17 protein-coding genes are annotated in these 17,359 nt (G+C 40.2%); 10 read left to right on the top strand and 7 right to left on the bottom strand.

Going from position 1 to position 17,359, the window contains the following annotated elements:
- Window positions 1-25: 25 nt before the first annotated feature.
- Window positions 26-268: a YhdB family protein gene (locus tag BW986_RS10385; protein WP_076367617.1), complete on the top strand. Its 243-nt coding sequence runs from the start codon at window positions 26-28 to the stop codon at window positions 266-268.
- 131 nt (window positions 269-399) lie between these two features.
- On the opposite strand, the gene BW986_RS10390 is transcribed toward BW986_RS10385, so the two are convergent.
- From BW986_RS10390 to BW986_RS10400, 3 genes are all read right to left on the bottom strand, one after another.
- Complete coding sequence (locus tag BW986_RS10390; RefSeq protein ID WP_076367619.1) at window positions 400-927, bottom strand: NADPH-dependent FMN reductase; 528 nt, start codon at window positions 925-927, stop codon at window positions 400-402.
- Window positions 928-1,094: 167 nt separating this feature from the next.
- Window positions 1,095-2,825 (bottom strand): phospho-sugar mutase, encoded by a 1,731-nt coding sequence (locus tag BW986_RS10395; protein WP_076367621.1) that lies wholly within the window; start codon window positions 2,823-2,825, stop codon window positions 1,095-1,097.
- A 154-nt stretch (window positions 2,826-2,979) separates the two neighbouring features.
- The gene (locus BW986_RS10400; RefSeq protein WP_076367623.1) at window positions 2,980-4,527 is read right to left on the bottom strand and encodes a carbon-nitrogen hydrolase family protein; all 1,548 of its coding nucleotides are present in this window, start codon (window positions 4,525-4,527) and stop codon (window positions 2,980-2,982) included.
- A 183-nt stretch (window positions 4,528-4,710) separates the two neighbouring features.
- Between BW986_RS10400 and BW986_RS10405 the strand changes: the two genes are divergently transcribed.
- Both BW986_RS10405 and BW986_RS10410 read left to right on the top strand, forming a co-directional pair.
- Entirely contained in the window at window positions 4,711-5,052 is a 342-nt protein-coding gene (locus BW986_RS10405; protein ID WP_260320812.1) for a disulfide oxidoreductase, read from the top strand.
- A 97-nt stretch (window positions 5,053-5,149) separates the two neighbouring features.
- Complete coding sequence (locus BW986_RS10410; RefSeq protein ID WP_076367625.1) at window positions 5,150-5,620, top strand: thioredoxin family protein; 471 nt, start codon at window positions 5,150-5,152, stop codon at window positions 5,618-5,620.
- A gap of 68 nt (window positions 5,621-5,688) precedes the next feature.
- On the opposite strand, the gene BW986_RS10415 is transcribed toward BW986_RS10410, so the two are convergent.
- The gene (locus BW986_RS10415; protein ID WP_076367627.1) at window positions 5,689-6,108 is read right to left on the bottom strand and encodes a DUF5365 family protein; all 420 of its coding nucleotides are present in this window, start codon (window positions 6,106-6,108) and stop codon (window positions 5,689-5,691) included.
- Between the two features lie 232 nt (window positions 6,109-6,340).
- On the opposite strand from BW986_RS10415, the gene BW986_RS10420 reads away from it, so the two are divergent.
- Window positions 6,341-7,252 carry an RluA family pseudouridine synthase gene (locus BW986_RS10420; RefSeq protein ID WP_311316543.1) on the top strand — a complete coding sequence of 304 codons (912 nt, stop codon included), beginning with the start codon at window positions 6,341-6,343 and terminating at the stop codon, window positions 7,250-7,252.
- A 183-nt stretch (window positions 7,253-7,435) separates the two neighbouring features.
- Here BW986_RS10420 and BW986_RS10425 read toward each other — a convergent pair whose 3' ends face one another.
- Window positions 7,436-7,690 (bottom strand): GlsB/YeaQ/YmgE family stress response membrane protein, encoded by a 255-nt coding sequence (locus tag BW986_RS10425; protein ID WP_179086047.1) that lies wholly within the window; start codon window positions 7,688-7,690, stop codon window positions 7,436-7,438.
- Window positions 7,691-8,161: 471 nt separating this feature from the next.
- Window positions 8,162-8,992 (bottom strand): aldo/keto reductase, encoded by an 831-nt coding sequence (locus BW986_RS10430; RefSeq protein WP_076367631.1) that lies wholly within the window; start codon window positions 8,990-8,992, stop codon window positions 8,162-8,164.
- 394 nt (window positions 8,993-9,386) lie between these two features.
- Between BW986_RS10430 and BW986_RS10435 the strand changes: the two genes are divergently transcribed.
- The 6 genes from BW986_RS10435 (at window position 9,387) to ald (ending at window position 15,820) form a co-directional block, all read left to right on the top strand.
- Window positions 9,387-10,385: an inorganic phosphate transporter gene (locus BW986_RS10435; protein ID WP_076367633.1), complete on the top strand. Its 999-nt coding sequence runs from the start codon at window positions 9,387-9,389 to the stop codon at window positions 10,383-10,385.
- A gap of 238 nt (window positions 10,386-10,623) precedes the next feature.
- The gene (locus BW986_RS10440) at window positions 10,624-11,244 is read left to right on the top strand and encodes a DUF47 domain-containing protein (protein WP_076367635.1); all 621 of its coding nucleotides are present in this window, start codon (window positions 10,624-10,626) and stop codon (window positions 11,242-11,244) included.
- A gap of 15 nt (window positions 11,245-11,259) precedes the next feature.
- Window positions 11,260-12,258, top strand: coding sequence for an inorganic phosphate transporter (locus tag BW986_RS10445; RefSeq protein ID WP_076367637.1), 999 nt, complete (start codon window positions 11,260-11,262; stop codon window positions 12,256-12,258).
- Window positions 12,259-12,387: 129 nt separating this feature from the next.
- Window positions 12,388-13,644: a PucR family transcriptional regulator gene (locus tag BW986_RS10450; RefSeq protein ID WP_076368012.1), complete on the top strand. Its 1,257-nt coding sequence runs from the start codon at window positions 12,388-12,390 to the stop codon at window positions 13,642-13,644.
- Between the two features lie 49 nt (window positions 13,645-13,693).
- Window positions 13,694-14,509 carry an EcsC family protein gene (locus BW986_RS10455; protein ID WP_076368014.1) on the top strand — a complete coding sequence of 272 codons (816 nt, stop codon included), beginning with the start codon at window positions 13,694-13,696 and terminating at the stop codon, window positions 14,507-14,509.
- 177 nt (window positions 14,510-14,686) lie between these two features.
- Window positions 14,687-15,820, top strand: coding sequence for an alanine dehydrogenase (gene ald / locus BW986_RS10460; RefSeq protein WP_076367639.1), 1,134 nt, complete (start codon window positions 14,687-14,689; stop codon window positions 15,818-15,820).
- 126 nt (window positions 15,821-15,946) lie between these two features.
- Here ald and BW986_RS10465 read toward each other — a convergent pair whose 3' ends face one another.
- On the bottom strand, window positions 15,947-17,314 hold the full coding sequence (locus BW986_RS10465; protein ID WP_076367641.1) for an FAD-binding oxidoreductase: 1,368 nt from the start codon (window positions 17,312-17,314) through the stop codon (window positions 15,947-15,949).
- Window positions 17,315-17,359: the final 45 nt, after the last annotated feature.

Consider the following 17,359-nt stretch of genomic DNA (forward strand, 5'->3'; position numbering starts at 1 on the left):
GCTCCTTATTAAGGGGGAGAAGAACATGAGGATTGCGGATTATGATCAGGCATTGTTTCACACACACCGTTCTGATTGGGACAGCTTGTTAGTATTGATGGTTCGAACGAAAGATCACTTTCTTTCGAAAAAAATAGAACATTTTTTGCACGCTTACAGGTTTGAGCATGATTATCAAATCGTTCAATCCCAACTGTATGCACTGCTTCGCTATCTGGATCATGCGGCAGAACAAACAAGTGATTATTTAAGTGAACTTCCAAGCTAAAATCAACTATAGTTTTTGCAAAATGGGAAAATTTATACAAGAGGATTAATTATCGGGGATATAACTTTGGCTGGTGAAACCCTATATTAACAAGGAAGGGTCAGGTATTTAAATACCTGACCCCCATTTCATTATTTTTTCATTGCAGTATATGCAGTTGCATACATTTTAAGCTCTTCAATCATACCCTCTACAAGTACGGCAGACTCTTCAAATAAACCATCATTTTCGTAATCAAAGCAATGTGGATCCAGAACCAATTGTTTTGCGATCACATTTGCATAAAGGCTTCGGCCCACTGTCCTCATGGAATTCAAGGCATTGATTCCGCCTTTACCTCCGCCGGAAACAGCCAATAGTGCAACTGGTTTATGCGTGAATTGCTCACTGCTTAGAAAATCCAAGGCATTTTTCAAGGCTCCGCTCATGGAACCATGATATTCCGGAGTGGTCAGAATTACGCCATCAGCTTCCTCGATGCTTTTCCGAAGACCTTGAATCACATCCAATTGATATTGCTCACCTTCACCTGAATATAAAGGGATTTCACTATTGCTTAAGTCGATAAGTTCCGCTCCGTATTTCTTGGATATGTAGCGTGAGGCTATCCCCGTACGTCCTTGTTTACGTGGTGAACCATTAATGATTACTAATTTCATGAATTTATACCTCCATTATTCCCGATGTTTTCCGAGATCAGTCGCCAATACAGTATACCAAAACGGAAACGGAATTTCCTAGAATTTTGATTATTCATGCTGCTAAAAATTTGCAATCATAAAAAAACGAAAGACCGAAGAAGGTCTTTCGTTTAGCTTTCATGCATTTAAACTAACGCCTCAATCTTGCTCATGAAATCTTCCATGACTTCCGATAACTTGGATTCAGCTTCTGGCATTGATTTACCTTGAACACCGAAATAAAATTTAATTTTCGGTTCAGTACCAGAAGGACGGAGGCAAACCCATGTACCATCTTCAAGGAAATACTTCAATACATTTGACTTCGGAAGCTCGATCAATTCTTCATTATTTGAAAGTAATGTACGCTTTTTGCTGCGTTGATAATCTTCTTCAGCAACGACCGGAATGCCAGCTATTCGGGAAGGAGGATTTTGACGGAATTGATTCAATATTCCAGATATCTGTTTCGCTCCCTCAATGCCCTTTAAAGTCAATGAACGCAATCCTTCCAAGTAAAAACCGTATTTTTCAAACACATTCAGTAACCCTTCATATAGTGTCAATCCCTGCTTTTTATAATGAGCACAGACTTCAACAGCCAGCACTGCTGCTTGAATGGCATCCTTATCACGTGCAAAGTCTTTAATCAGGTAACCATAGCTTTCTTCATATCCGAACAAAAAGCTATTTTCCCCGCTTTGATGATACTGATTTATTTTCTCGGCGATGAACTTAAACCCGGTAAGTACATCAACCGTCTTCAAGCTATATGACTCGGCAATCGCCCGCCCGATTTCCGAAGTGACGATGGTTTTTAAGACGACTCCATTTTGAGGAATCTTCCCTTTTTCTTTTTTCTGGGACAGTAAATAGTCCAGGAAAAGTGCACCTGTTTGATTTCCTGTCAGGACAACATATTGACCTACCTCGTTTTTCACGGCAATTCCAAGCCGATCGGCATCTGGGTCCGTTGCAATCAATAAGTCCGCTTCCACTTTGTTTCCAAGTTCGATCGCCATTTCAAATGCAGCTGGTTCCTCCGGATTTGGTGACTTAACTGTCGAAAAATCCGGATCTGGCAATTCCTGCTCCTTAACGATATGCAAATTTTGATACCCTAAGCTTTGCAGTGCCCGTCTGACGGATTTATTGGCCGTTCCATGAAGCGGTGTAAAAACGATTGACACATCTATTTCCTCGGCAAGCTGCGGATTCTCGGGAACTGTGAGCAACTCACGATTATATGCCGCATCCAATTTCTCCCCGACCATTTCGATGAGGCCCTTCGCTTTAAGGACTTCAGCTTCTTCAATCTGAATTTCAAGCTCATTTTCAATGGCATTCACGTAGCTGATCACTTGATCGGCCGCTTCAGGTGGCAATTGTGCCCCATCCGGTCCATAAACCTTGTATCCATTATATTCAGGCGGATTGTGGCTTGCCGTGATGACGATTCCAGCAAAAGCATTCAGCTCGCGAACCGCAAATGACAATTCCGGAGTCGGACGCAGTTCATCGAATAAATAAGCCTTCACCCCAAATGTAGCCAAGGTCTTAGCTGCTTCGAGTGCAAATTCCGGGGACTTATGTCTCGAATCATAAGCGATCACAGCGCCTCTTCCTTTAGCTTCTTCCCCAAACGAAGAGATATATTGAGCCAACCCAACCGTAGCCTTCCTTACAGTGTAAAGATTCATCCGGTTCGTTCCCGCTCCGATTTCCCCACGCATTCCGCCAGTTCCAAATTCTAAATTTTTATAAAAGGCATCTTCGAGTTTTGCTTCATCCCGCTGCATTTCCTCAAGGAGGACACGTAATTCCCCATTTAAATTCTGGTACCCTGCCCAAGTGGTGTATAAAGATTTCCAGTTCATCTCCAACATCTCCTCCCAAACGCCTTATTAGTAATTATTATGTATCTGCCTTACATATACAAAATTATCATATTTATTCCAATAAATGAAGTAAAGGCTCGTAATGAAAAGAACCAAATCTTGCGTTCTTCACATCACGAGCTCTTTTACCTCTTTATTTTTCGCCATCTTTGTAATGTAGATTGTAAACATCATGGCGTCGATCTTTCAATTGCCTTACAGTACCAGACTGACGCTCCCGCCTTAAGATCTCCAAATCAACATCGCCAATCAGGACCATCTCAAGGTTCGGGCTGGTTTCCCCGACTATGCCGTCACGCGCAAATTCGAAATCCGATGGAGCGAAGATTCCCGATTGGGCATACTGAATATCCATATTTTCCGTTTGCGGAAGATTACCGACCGTTCCGGAAATGACGGTATAAATTTGGTTTTCCACGGCACGGGCCTGGGCACAGTAACGAACGCGCAGGTACCCTTGCCTGTCTTCCGTACAAAATGGAGTGAATATGATTTTGGCTCCCATGTCGGTAGCGATCCGGGCGAGTTCCGGAAACTCAATATCATAACAAATTTGTATGGCGATTTTTCCACAGTCCGTATCAAAGACTCGAACACGGTCACCTGCGTTAATGCCCCACCATTTTCTTTCATTTGGTGTGATATGAATTTTATATTGCTTTTCAATCGTCCCATCGCGACGGAATAAATAAGCGATATTATAGATATTGTCATCATCTTCTTTTACGAAATGGGAACCGCCGATGATATTGATGTTATACCTTACAGCTAAAGTGGTAAACAATTCAATGTACTGCTCCGTGAAATCCGACAGTTTCCGTACAGCCAAGCTTGGTGATCTTTCATTCAAGAAAGACATCAGCTGGGTGGTGAATAATTCCGGGAACACGGCGAAATCCGCATTAGCATCCGAAGCAACGTCGGTGAAATACTCGACTTGGTTAGCGAAATCTTCGAATGAATCGATTTTACGCAGCATGTATTGCACGACGCAGATCCTTACCGGTTCTGATGTTTTATAATAACGTTTTGTTTTCGGTTGATAATCGACGTTATTCCACTCCATGAGCGTAGCATACTTATTCGATTGCAGATCATCCGGCAAATAATTCGGATTGATCCTCATAAGCGTGAACCCATTTAAAAGCTGGAACGAAAGAACCGGATCATATATTTTATGCAATTGCACTTCTTTCACATATTCCCTTGGTAACAGTTCATCCGCATGTTTATGGTAATTGGGGATCCTGCCGCCGATAATGATGCTTTTTAAATTCAAATGAGCAACAAGTTCTTTCCTTGAATCATATAGTCTTTGACCAATTTTCATCCTGCGGAATTTAGGATGGACCATGACCTCGATCCCATATAAGTTATAACCGTCCGGATTATGATTCGTGATGTATCCATTATCTGTTACATCATCCCATGTATGCCGGTCATCATATTCGTCAAAATTAATAATGAGGCTGGAACATGATCCAATCACTTTTCCATCATATTCAGCCACAAACTGTCCTTCCGGAAAAATGGCCAGATGGCTCTCAAGCTGATCTCGCTTCCAGGGAACCATTCCAGGAAAGCAACTCGACTGCAAAGCAATTATTTCATCTATGTCTCCTAGCCTCATATTACGTATTTCCATTATTTTTTCATATTTATGCAGGTCCAAATTAGGCATTTTCCTCAGACTCCTTTAATCTCTTCCATAAGAATTATACCCCTTATTCAAAAATTAAAACAACTGAACCTACCCATGGATTTCAAAAATTGCATTGATAAATACATTCTTAATGACCGTTAAAAAGAATATATATTTTACAGACCCCGTCCATACATACTATACTTTTCATGAGAGCAAAAAGTGATGGGGAAGAGGAACCATGAACAAGACTATTTGCAATGGGGAAAACTTATTTACTGTGGCCTTGGCTGCTCCACCATTGCTATGTTTGGAAGCTTTCATTTCTCTGGAATTAAGCAAAATGAACTGTTTGCGCTCTGTTGGTATCAGCGGATCACCACGTATCCTTTTACAATCATTTTAGGAATTGCAATCATTCGAAAAGATCATTGGATTTGCTTTTATACCATGATAGTAACAGCCATCGGTGCATACATTTCCATATCATTATTTAGCAAAGGTTTCATTCTTTCCCAACCACACCCTTGCATGAGGAAGGGTTCCATGTACAGGACAATATAAAAACGTATTGGTTTCATCACCATCACGTTCTAGCCTTGACTGCATTCGTCATTATTTTTTACATCGTATGGACAAGATCCAAGGAGGTTGCAGCTTAATGAAAAAAATGGCTATATTTTTAGTGATAATCGTCGCCCTTTTTGTCCTGATGGGCGTTTTTACAAACATGAAAAAAGAAGAAAAATCAAAAGGAAATCCATACGGCAAGGATAAGCTTAAACCTGCCACTGTCGATCAGCTGGATGACCCCAATTATCAAAATTTGATCCTTCCCGTAGAGTTGGAGCAGGACCTCCAAGATAGTAAAGACGTGACCGTTTATTTCTATAGTCCTACGAATTCAATCAGTAAAAAAACCACACCAGTCGTGGCACCTTTGGCAGAGAAATTGGGTATTGATCTTGTTCAATTCAATCTTTTGGAGTTTGAACAAGGATGGAGCGACTATGGCATCAAAAAGACCCCGACCATCGTCCACTATAAAAATGGTGAAGAACAAGAACGAATTGTCGGCTTTAAAGATGAAGTAACGTTCGAGAAATGGTTCGAGGACCACGATATTAATTAAGGATGGAAAAAATGAGCCGGCCCTAACGGAAATGCTTCTCCCGTTATAGCCGGCTCATTTTTTTTGCCTTATACTAAATATTGATTCGCCACTTGAATGTCCATCATCTGCATATCATTATTCGCTTCATGGTTAATACTTGAAAAATGGTCATAATAAAAGGGGAAGAATATTCCGCATTCATTCAATAGAGTGATGTTATGTTGGAACAGTTCTTCAGATTTAGATTCCATCATTATAAAATCTTCTCTCTTCTGTTTGTCTAATATCGACAAAAGGACTTGAAGACATGTCATTACTTGAAATGCGTCTCTTAATGTTGCCAAGTAAGTAACAGAACTTTGATTGGGCTTTAAAACGCCAATCTCGCGAAAATGAAGGATTTCACTTTCCGTAAAGTATTTTGGAAATACAGATTCGTAGAAACGAGAAACGAGACTCGCTATTTCTTGCTCTTGTTCTTCAGTTGAAGAAAAGACCGTCTTCACTAAAAAAACCACCTTTTTTCAGATCCGTTAGACCTATCTATTATATGTATATTCTAGGACAAGCGATTTCTTTCCCAATAGAATAACATAAATTTTGTAAAAAATATGTGGTAATTTCCACCACGGGAATTTCAGCAATAGGTCTAAGGTTACTTTTTTCATGAATCATCTTTAATTATTATATATTTTTTTCATTTAATTAAAACCAAAGTAGTCGAAAGTAGGAGTTTAATTGGATAATTTTAAAATAAACAACCAACATTTAATAATTAATGTTCTCCAAAGTTGGAATGGATTAACATTGGAAAAGCTTTTTAGGGAGCGGTGGATGGCCCCCAAAAAATTAGTCCATGAATGGAGGATGAGTAAAGAAGTGACAGTGAACGGGAATTCCGTCACATGGTCAACTATTCTTAATGAAGGAGATTCGATCGGCATCCCTTTATTGGATCACTCTGAAAATGAAACAGTTAAAGCGGCAGACTTAGGAATTTCCATCATATATGAAGATGATGTGTTGTTGATAGCCAATAAACCGGCTGGAATGGATACTCACCCTTCTCAACCGGGTGAAGCACAATCCCTCATCAACGGAGTGGCGCACCATCTTCAAAAAACCGGCCAGTCCTGTATGATCAAGCATATTCATAGACTTGATAAAGATACCACCGGGGCGGTCCTTTTTGCCAAAAACCGCCTCATTGGCTCCATGCTGGATAGAATGTTGGAAGAAAGGGAAATCAAACGGACATATCTAGCTTTAGTCGAAGGAAACATTAAAAAGAATAAAGGCGAAATCAAAGAAAAAATTGGCCGCGACCGACACCATGCCACGAGACGAAGGGTTTCCCCTACAGGCCAGACGGCAGTCACCCATTATCAGGTAATTAATCATGATCCCAAGAAAAACTTGACGCTCATCAGCTGTACACTGGAAAGCGGCCGAACCCATCAAATCAGGGTGCATTTCAGTCATTTGAATCACCCCTTGGCCGGAGATACCTTGTATGGCGGAAAAAAGACATTTCCACGGCAAGCCCTGCATGCAAGGAAAATCGAATTCGTCCACCCCATTTCAGAAAAAAAAATGAGCATTGAAGCTCCTTTCATTGATAAACCTGAAATATTCGATGTCACCAATTAAACTGAATAAACACCGTCCCATTTCGGGAACGGTGTATTCATTTCTTCCATTAATATGAAATTATTGACCATCGGAAGGATTTTCTGTATTTGGATTTAATTGGTTTAAAAGCATGTTGGAACGAAATCCGTTCATATTGGCATAAAAAATAGCTGGCCACTTGGGCCAGCTTAATTTTTGCATTTATGAAGCTTTTCTCATGCCTTTTAAGATAAGGCTTAAGACGAAGACAAATACGATAGCACCAATCAATGCTGGAATTATAGCGAAATCTGCTACTGAAGGTCCCCAGTTCCCAAGAATCAATGAACCTAACCATGCACCAACAAAACCAGCGATAATGTTACCGATAATTCCAAATGGTACGTCACGTCCAACGATCATACCTGCTAACCAACCAATGATACCTCCGATAATTAATGACCATAAAAATCCCATAATATATTTCCTCCTTAAAATTAGTTATTTTTTCAATCCTGCAGCAGACTCCAAGAAATCAAATCACTTCCATATTGTCATGCCTTTTTCAGTTATTTTAACCTTTTACATTCAAATGGTATGATGCCGATTACGCACAATAACTAATGAATGTGAATGTTTTAGTTATTGGGTAGAGTTAGCTAGCTATAGCCCCTGAGTAACTGATTGGACAATCTCATGTTAGTGAATTTTTTCTTTTTGTTTGCCGCTGTACTCATTATTTTCCCCGTTTAATAAATCTAAAACCTAATTTTTTTTTAAAATATTTGGCAACGAAAACAGGATTATTAGACATATTAAACGGGTATACCATAGGCTTAACTTTGTCACATAGTTAGTATAAGCAATAACTGTCTCAATTATGTTCATGAAGAAAAAGAAAAAGGATGCCCCATTCAGGACACCCTACTATCATTTGCATTATTCTTTTTAGAACAAAAGTTCATCGGGATTGCTGCCGAACCGTTCATTTTTGTTCAAGGCATCTATTTGATTCATTTCATTCAGGCTTAATGAAAAGTCAAATACGTCAGCATTTTCCTCGATACGGGACGGCGTAATCGATTTAGGTATTACAACTAGATCATGTTGTAGATGCCATCTAATCAACACTTGTGCTGAACTTTTCCCGTGCTTCTTCGCTATATGATTGATTGTCGGCTCTTCCAATAGGTTCCCTCTGCCTAGCGGGCTCCAAGATTCTACCTTTATTTCATGTTTTGCACAGTAATCACGAATTTCGACTTGAGTCAAAAGTGGATGCAATTCAATTTGATTGACGACCGGTTTCACTTCACTGTTTGCAAGCAGATTCTCCAAATGATGAACATGGAAATTACTTACACCGATTGATTTCACCTTTCCATCCTTATAAAGCTTTTCCAATGCCCTCCAGGTTTCCAGATATTTATCTTTTCCCGGCCAATGGATCAGGTATAAATCCAAGTATTCCAAACCAAGGCGATTTAAACTATCATCAAATGCTTGGAGCGTCGTTTCGTATCCTTGCTCTGTATTCCACACTTTAGATGTAATGAACAATTCTTCACGAGACACACCGCATTCCCGAATCGCCTGACCAACACCTTCTTCATTTTCATAAATGGCCGCCGTATCAATCGCACGATAACCAACTTCGATCGCTTTCTTGACGGACTCAACCGTTTCATTGCCGTTTTTCACTTTAAATACACCGAAACCCAACTGTGGCATTTTAACTCCATTATGTAAGGTGATCGTTTCCCCAATATTTGAAATCATTCCCTCATTCCCCCTTACTTTTATTTACCAATTATACATCTCTCTACCTTCTATTTCTAACCATAAGCCTCGGGATTTATAGAGCCCCTTAATCGAAAACACACCCTTAAATACCTTTTAAATATATTAAAGGGAACATTTTATCTTTTTAATCATTCACTAAGATAAATATTTTGTAAAAAAATGACGAAACATCTATCCTTATAGGTATGAAATTCGTTACAATTGAATAGTCCGACTTAAAACCAAGTAAAAAAGAAGGTGCCAAATTTTAAGAATAATCAAAAGTAAAACTCCCATTCTAAATATTGAGGAGTTGCAAACTGTCCTGCCCATTCATTGGCGACAATCCATATACACTTTACATACTTGAAATTAAGGGAGTCCTCCATGTATGAATAGCATACTCATCTTAACCGCGCTAATTATTATTTTTGCTTTGGTCTTTGACTTTATCAATGGTTTCCATGATACGGCTAACGCCATCGCTACAGCAGTATCAACCAAGGCGCTTAAACCACGTCATGCAATCATCATGGCTGCGGTCATGAATTTATTAGGAGCACTGACCTTTACCGGTGTAGCGCATACCATTACGAAGGATATCGTTGATCCTTTCACATTGAACAATGGTTCTTATGTAATCCTTGCCGCCTTGCTTTCGGCAATTATATGGAATTTAATCACTTGGTATTTTGGCATTCCAAGCAGTTCCTCCCATGCGATCATTGGTTCAATAGCGGGAGCTGCCATCGTGGCTAGTGGATTCGATGCGATTAAATGGAGTGGATTCACTAAAATTGTACAAGCATTGATTCTATCCCCTATCCTTGCCTTCACGCTTGGATTCATTGTATACAGTTTCTTCAAGGTGGTATTCAAAAATAATAATTTAGGAAAAACCAATAAGCGATTCAGGAGAATACAAATTCTCACGGCGGCCATCCAATCTTATACACATGGAACGAATGATGCTCAAAAATCCATGGGTATCATCACGATGGCTTTGATCGCTAACGGATATGCCTCTACCTCTGAAGTTCCTTTCTGGGTACAACTATCCTGCGCAATAGCCATGGCGCTTGGTACATCAATCGGGGGTTGGAAGATCATCAAAACTGTTGGCGGTAAAATCATGAAAATCCGCCCGGTTAACGGTGTGGCTGCCGATATGACTGGGGCAGCCATCATTTTCGGTGCAACCTTCCTGCATATGCCGGTCAGCACGACACATGTCATTTCTTCTTCAATACTTGGGGTCGGTTCTGCACACCGCATCAAAGGGGTAAAGTGGGGAACAGCAAAAAACATGTTGATCACTTGGTTCATTACATTGCCAATTTCCGCTTCCTTAGCTGGAATCATTTACTATTTAATTGCTTTATTTTTATAGAAACTCTTGCCTTTCCAGATTGGAAAGGCTTTTTTTTTACAGATTCCCCCTTATGATTGCAGGGTTTTTCCCATTTTTTAATTTTGCTTGTGATTTTATATAAAGTTTTATTAAGATTTTGTAAATTTTCGTCGAAAAACCTTCCCGGATACTACGTGAATTCGTTACAATCAATTTGTTAATACTAAGCGTACGACTAAAGTGCGTAAATTTGCATGACTAATTGGGAGGCTTTAACATGGCTTTTAAATCAAAAAAAGACAAATTCGCGGTAATGCTTTTTAACATCGCTCAAAACCTTAAAGAAGGTGCTGACTATTTCGCGGATTATAAACTCAAAAACATCTCCGATCTAAAAGTATTTTCAGATACGATGAAAGACTATGAACATAAAGGCGATTCAATGGTCCATAATGTGATCAAAGAGCTGAACAATGCCTTCATCACTCCTATCGAACGGGAGGATATCCTTGAATTGACCATGAGAATGGATGATGTCATTGACGGTTTGGAACACTGTGCGGCATTATTCGAAATGTACTCAATTGTCAATGCAGATGAGTATATGCTTAAGTTTGTGGATGCAATCAAACAGTGTACGTATGAGATTGAAAATGCTGTCGATACACTATCCACTAAAAAATTGCCAATGATCCGTGAAAATGCAATCAAAATTAAAGATCTTGAATCCGTTTGTGACGGAATCCAACGTCAATCAATCAAAAACTTGTTTACAGTTGAAAAAGATCCAATCAGGATCATTCAATATAAAGAAATTTACGAAAGCCTTGAAGATATCGCAGATCACTGTCAAGCGGTGGCCAATACACTTGAAACAATCATAATGAAAAACGCCTAAGGAGTACCCCAATAAATGGATACTTTATTAATTTTAACAATATTGATCGTTTTCTTTGCTTTAGCATTTGACTTCATCAATGGTTTTCATGATACAGCCAATGCAATAGCGACTGCTGTTTCAACTAAGGCCATGAAGCCTAGGCATGCCATCATCATGGCAGCCGTCATGAATTTCGTCGGAGCCATGACGTTTACTGGAGTGGCGAAGACCATAACGAAGGATATTGTGGACCCGTTCACGCTTCCGAATGGTTCATATGTAATTCTGGCTGCTCTTCTTGCCGCTATCATATGGAACCTTCTTACATGGTATTACGGAATACCAAGCAGTTCCTCCCATGCATTGATTGGTTCGATTGCAGGGGCCGCCATTGCTGCAGCAGGCTTCGCTGGCATTAAATGGGAAGGGTTCATGAAAATTCTTCAAGCTTTGATCTTCTCCCCGCTAATTGCTTTTGCAATCGGGTTTATCGTATACAGCATTTTTAAAGTGGTCTTTAAAAACAATAACCTGACAAAAACAAACCAAAAATTCCGTACTATACAGATTGCTACTGCAGCACTTCAATCGTATACCCACGGAACGAACGACGCTCAAAAAGCGATGGGTATCATCACGATGGCCCTTATTGCAAATGGTTATGCAACAAGTACCGATATCCCCTTCTGGGTTCAATTCTCCTGTGCGTTAGCAATGGGACTTGGAACTTCCGTCGGCGGATGGAAAATCATTAAAACCGTTGGCGGCAAAATCATGAAAATCCGTCCGGTCAATGGTGTTGCAGCGGATTTAACCGGGGCTTTCATCATTTTCGGCGCGACAGTAATACACATGCCAGTCAGTACAACCCATGTTATTTCGTCTTCAATCCTTGGTGTTGGATCTGCGCATCGTGTAAAGGGCGTAAAATGGGGAACGGCAAAAAGAATGATCATCACTTGGTTCATTACCATTCCCATCTCGGCAACATTAGCTGGTTTGCTTTATCTTTTAATTAACTTCTTATTCTAAAATAAAATCCCTTCCGGTTTCCATCGGTAGGGATTTTCTGTTTTAATAAAGGATTTATCTATGCTTATTAATAGGAAATCGTTTAAAATTCAAGGAGAAGGAATTTTTTTAGCGAGGGGCAAAATAAAAATGAAGGAATTCGAAAAAAATAGAGATATTTTTAAAGACCTTTATGGAGATATGATGGAGTTTGCCGATAGAATCAGTTCTGTTTTGGGTTGTCCCATTACGATCGAGGACGGTAACCATCGCTTACTTGCTTATAGCACGCACGATGATACTACGGATCAGGCTCGTATCATGACCATAATCGGAAGGCGTGTCCCTGAAAAGGTCATCAACAGTTTATGGAAAGATGGCTTCATCCCTGCGTTATTGAAAGGAGATGCCCCCATCAAAATCGGGGCCATCAATGATGTCGGTCTCGGTAACAGGGTTGCGGTTTCCATCCGGAAAAATAATGAAGTACTTGGATTCATTTGGGCTTTGGAAGTAAATGAACCTTTCTCCGAAGAAGATATGAAATTTCTGCAATTCGCTGCCAAGGAGGCGAAGAACCAGTTACAGCAATTGCAATTGAAAAAGAAAAGGAAAGAAGCAGGTCATCAAGAGTTCCTTTGGCGCATGTTGACCGGGCATTACCAAGAAGAATCGGAAATAATTGAAAATTACAAGAAATTTTCCATCCACGTCCCAGTGGTTTTTTCCATATTGGTATTCGAATTTCCTAAAGAGATCAATCGCGAAGTGGAGCGCTACATTTCATACATGTTAACGACCACTCAAAAGATAAACAGTTCCTTATTTGCCATTGACCATAACAAGCTCATTCTTTTCGCGGGAGGCAATCAGGAAAACAGCCCTTCTTTCACTGCATCGATTTATGAGTTCATTCCTTTTTTCATTCTGGAGATGAAACGGCGTTTCGGAGTTGAGCACATCCTTGGAACGGCTGGCAATATGTATAAAAACTTAATGGATGTTAAATCAAGTTATGAAGAAGCTCAATACACCCTTAAGATGAAGAATATTTTCCCGGATGACATGAAACTCATTTTACATTATGAAGAACTTGGCATGTTTCAAATGATTGAAACACTCGCAAGCAACACACAGCGTCGTGTTCATCCTTCCATCCTTAAGCTAAAAGCATACGACATGAAAAACCAGACGGAATTGCTGCAAACACTCACTGTATATCTAGAAAAAGACTGCAACCCAAATGAAGCTTCAAGTAATCTTCATATCCATGTGAATACATTGAATTACCGATTAAAAAGAATCTCTGAAGTGGGAAATATTCGGCTAAAAGACCCGATTCAAAAAATGTCCCTCTTTCTTAACATTAAACTTAATCAATATGATGAATTTCACAAGAAAAATTAATGATATATTCCCTGATATGGGATACTAGATGTGTGGAAAGGTTGATCATATGAAACTTGAAACAAAAGAAGAGCTTGAAAAGGAATTAACAATCATTGAAAAATGGGAGAAAGATCAGAAAGGACTATGGTTTTGGGAACGGCTCGGGCGGATCCCCTTCAAGCTATTGGATAAATTGACACCGGATTTCATTCAGAAAAAATTGGGTGTCATGCTTGATGAAATCGGCAGCTACATTCAGAATGGCGGAAAATATTTGACGAAAGAAGCTCATATTCTAAGTCAGCTGCAAGCCCAAGTTCCCGAGTTGGATATTACAGCCCTGGAAGACGTTTCAAGCATCCCCCTCCATATCATGGATAACGTGAGTCAGGATATTAAAAATTCAGGCAGCAAATTGGCAACGGTTCAAGGCGCCACTACAGGGATTGGCGGAATCTTCACCTTGGCCATCGACATCCCCCTTCTTCTCGGCATGTCAATCAAAACCCTTCAGGATATCGCCATCACATATGGCTTCAATCCTAGAGACCGCCAAGAACGTATTTTCATCGTCAAATGCCTGCAATTCACAACATCGGATGTTGTCGGCAAAAAGGCTCTATTAAATGAATTGTCGAAGATGAACCAGACCGATTCCCAATCAAAAAGGGAAATAGCCTCCGAACTGCAAGGTTGGCGGGAAGTCGTTTATACATACCGTGATCAGTTTGGCTGGAAAAAGCTTTTGCAAATGGTTCCTGTTGCCGGAATAATCTTTGGCGCCCTTACAAATCGTTCAATGATTGCCGATATAGCCGATACGGGAATCATGCTATATAAGAAAAGAAGGATTTTAGAGCGCATTCAAGAACCTATTGCATAGAATTGAATTCAGCTTTAAAAAGGTCTTGTTCCTGGCGAGCCCATATTTTTTGACACTGCGTTTGTGGAATTCCACAAATACACCTTTTTTAATTTTCTGATTTCCACATACTAACTATTTCTTTTTCCAACTATACTTGTGATACAAATAGTAAAACATATTATTGGAGGGATTAAGATGAGAATAGGAATTCCAAAAGAGATTAAAAACAATGAAAACCGTGTAGCTATCACTCCAGCTGGGGTTGTAGCATTAGTCAATGCAGGTCACGAAGTATTAATCGAAATGAACGCAGGTCTAGGAAGCAGTTTTACAAATGAATCATATCAAGAAGCTGGTGCTGTTATAGTCGAGGACGCTGCTAGCGTTTGGTCAAGCACAGAAATGATCATGAAGGTAAAAGAACCTATCTCATCTGAATATAAATATTTCCGAAAGGATTTAATCCTTTTCACATATTTACATCTTGCGGCTGAACCGGCACTAGCTCAGGCCCTAAAAGAAAGCGGTGTCTTGGCCATTGCTTATGAAACGGTTGCAGTAAACCGCACACTTCCTTTATTGACACCAATGAGTGAAGTTGCAGGACGTATGGCTGCACAAATCGGTGCTCAGTTCCTTGAAAAAAATAACGGCGGCAAAGGAATACTCTTAAGCGGAGTTCCTGGAGTTAAACGTGGTAAAGTCGCTGTTGTCGGCGGAGGTATGGTTGGAACGAATGCTGCTAAAATCGCTATTGGATTAGGCGCAGATGTTACCATTCTTGACTTAAGCCCTGACCGCCTTCGTCAACTTGATGATATTTTCGGAAATGAACTGACTACACTTATCTCCAACCCTTATAATATTGCGGAAGCAGTCAAAGATGCCGATTTAGTGATCGGTGCTGTATTGATTCCAGGTGCTAAAGCTCCTAAGCTCGTTACTGAAGAAATGGTTAAATCGATGTCTCCTGGTTCAGTCATTGTCGATGTCGCAATCGACCAAGGCGGTATCTTTGAAACGGTCGACCACATAACGACACATGATAACCCTACTTATGTTAAACATGGAGTAGTGCATTATGCAGTGGCGAATATGCCAGGAGCAGTGCCTCAAACTTCTACAGTTGCATTAACTAACGTAACAGTACCTTTTGCACTTCAAATTGCAAACAAAGGTGCCATCAAAGCGATCCTTGAAAATGATGCACTAGCAAAAGGCGTCAATGTAGCGAACGGTGAAATCACGTTCGAAGCAGTTGCCACAGACCTTGGTTACAACTATGTAAGTGTTGAAAATGCATTAAACTCAAATAACATTAACGCTTAATAAAAAATAAGACTCCAGACATAATCTTGTCTGGAGTCTTATTTTTTGGACGAGAATCTCATTGAAGCTGTATATGGGGTCAAGTCTGTTTGATGTTATTACTAATCTACAAATAGAATATTCCTCTTAATCTATGAAGATCTTTCCAGGATTCATTATCCCTTTCGGATCCAATGCCTGTTTGATCGTTTTCATCACTTCGTAAGCTCCTCCATGCTCCCTTCGCTGATACTTCGATTTTCCAAGTCCTACCCCATGTTCACCCGTACATGTACCGCCTTTTGTTAATGCATATTCGACGATTTCTTCATTTAACCTCTTCGCTTCTTTAACTTCTTCAGGATTTTTCAGATCAATCATGAACAATACGTGATAATTCCCGTCACCTACATGTCCTACAATCGCACCCTCCACTTTGGATTGTTCGACTTTCTTCCTTGTATCCAGTATGGCATTCGATAATTCATGAAGGGGCACACTTACGTCGGTCACCATCAGCTTCTTTCCAGGTGCGCTGTGAATGAATGCGTATGCGAGGTTATGGCGCGCTTCCCATAAGGCATTCCGTGCTTTTGAATCGGTTTCAAACTGAATATCGCCACAGCCAAAATCACTTACGATTTCCTTGGCAAATTTGACGTCCTGTTCCAGTCCGGCAAAATTCCCATGAAATTCGAGGAATAAAGTTGGCTGGACATCATAGGATTTGTCCATGAAATGATTAACTTTTTTTATGGACTCGGCATCGACCAATTCGATTCGTGCAATCGGGATTCCAGCAAGCATGATCCCATTAACCGCAGATACTGCCTGTTCGACGGTTGGAAATGAAGCTCTCCCAGCCATGGTGACTTCAGGAATGCCATATACCTTTAAAGTCAGTTCAGTAAATACACCTAGCGTACCTTCAGAGCCGACAAACAAGCCATTCAAGTGAATGCCTGAAGATGATTTTGTCGCTAAACTTCCGGAATGAATTACTTCACCATTTGCTAAAACCACTTCCAAATCCCTGACTTGATCGCGCATTATCCCATATTTGACCGAGGTCGTCCCACTTGCATTCGTAGCTGCCATCCCTCCCAATGTAGCATCGGCGCCAGGATCGACGGAAAAGAACAAACCGTATTTTTTTAATTCTTTATTGAGTTGCGTCCTTGTCACACCTGGTTGGACCTTCACAAGGAAATCATTTTCCCTGATGTCCAATATTTGATTCATCAAGGACAAATCCAGGGAAATGCCCCCTTTGACTGGAACGACATGCCCCTCCAAACTTGATCCTAATCCAAAAGGAATGACTGGTATTTCATGCTTATTCGCATACCGCATGACTGCACTGACTTCCGCAGTATCCCTTGGATAAATGACCATATCCGGTAAATGCGGAGTATGATATGATTCATCATGGCTGTGCTGTTCCAATAATGTTCCATTCACCGTTACTTGTTCTTCCGTCAGAATCTTCTTTAATTCTTCTATATAACCATTCATTATGCTGCCTCCTCTTTTTTACCAAACATTCTGAAAATATCACAC

This window comes from Peribacillus simplex (genome assembly GCF_900156045.1).
Lineage (GTDB): Bacteria > Bacillota > Bacilli > Bacillales > DSM-1321 > Peribacillus > Peribacillus simplex_D.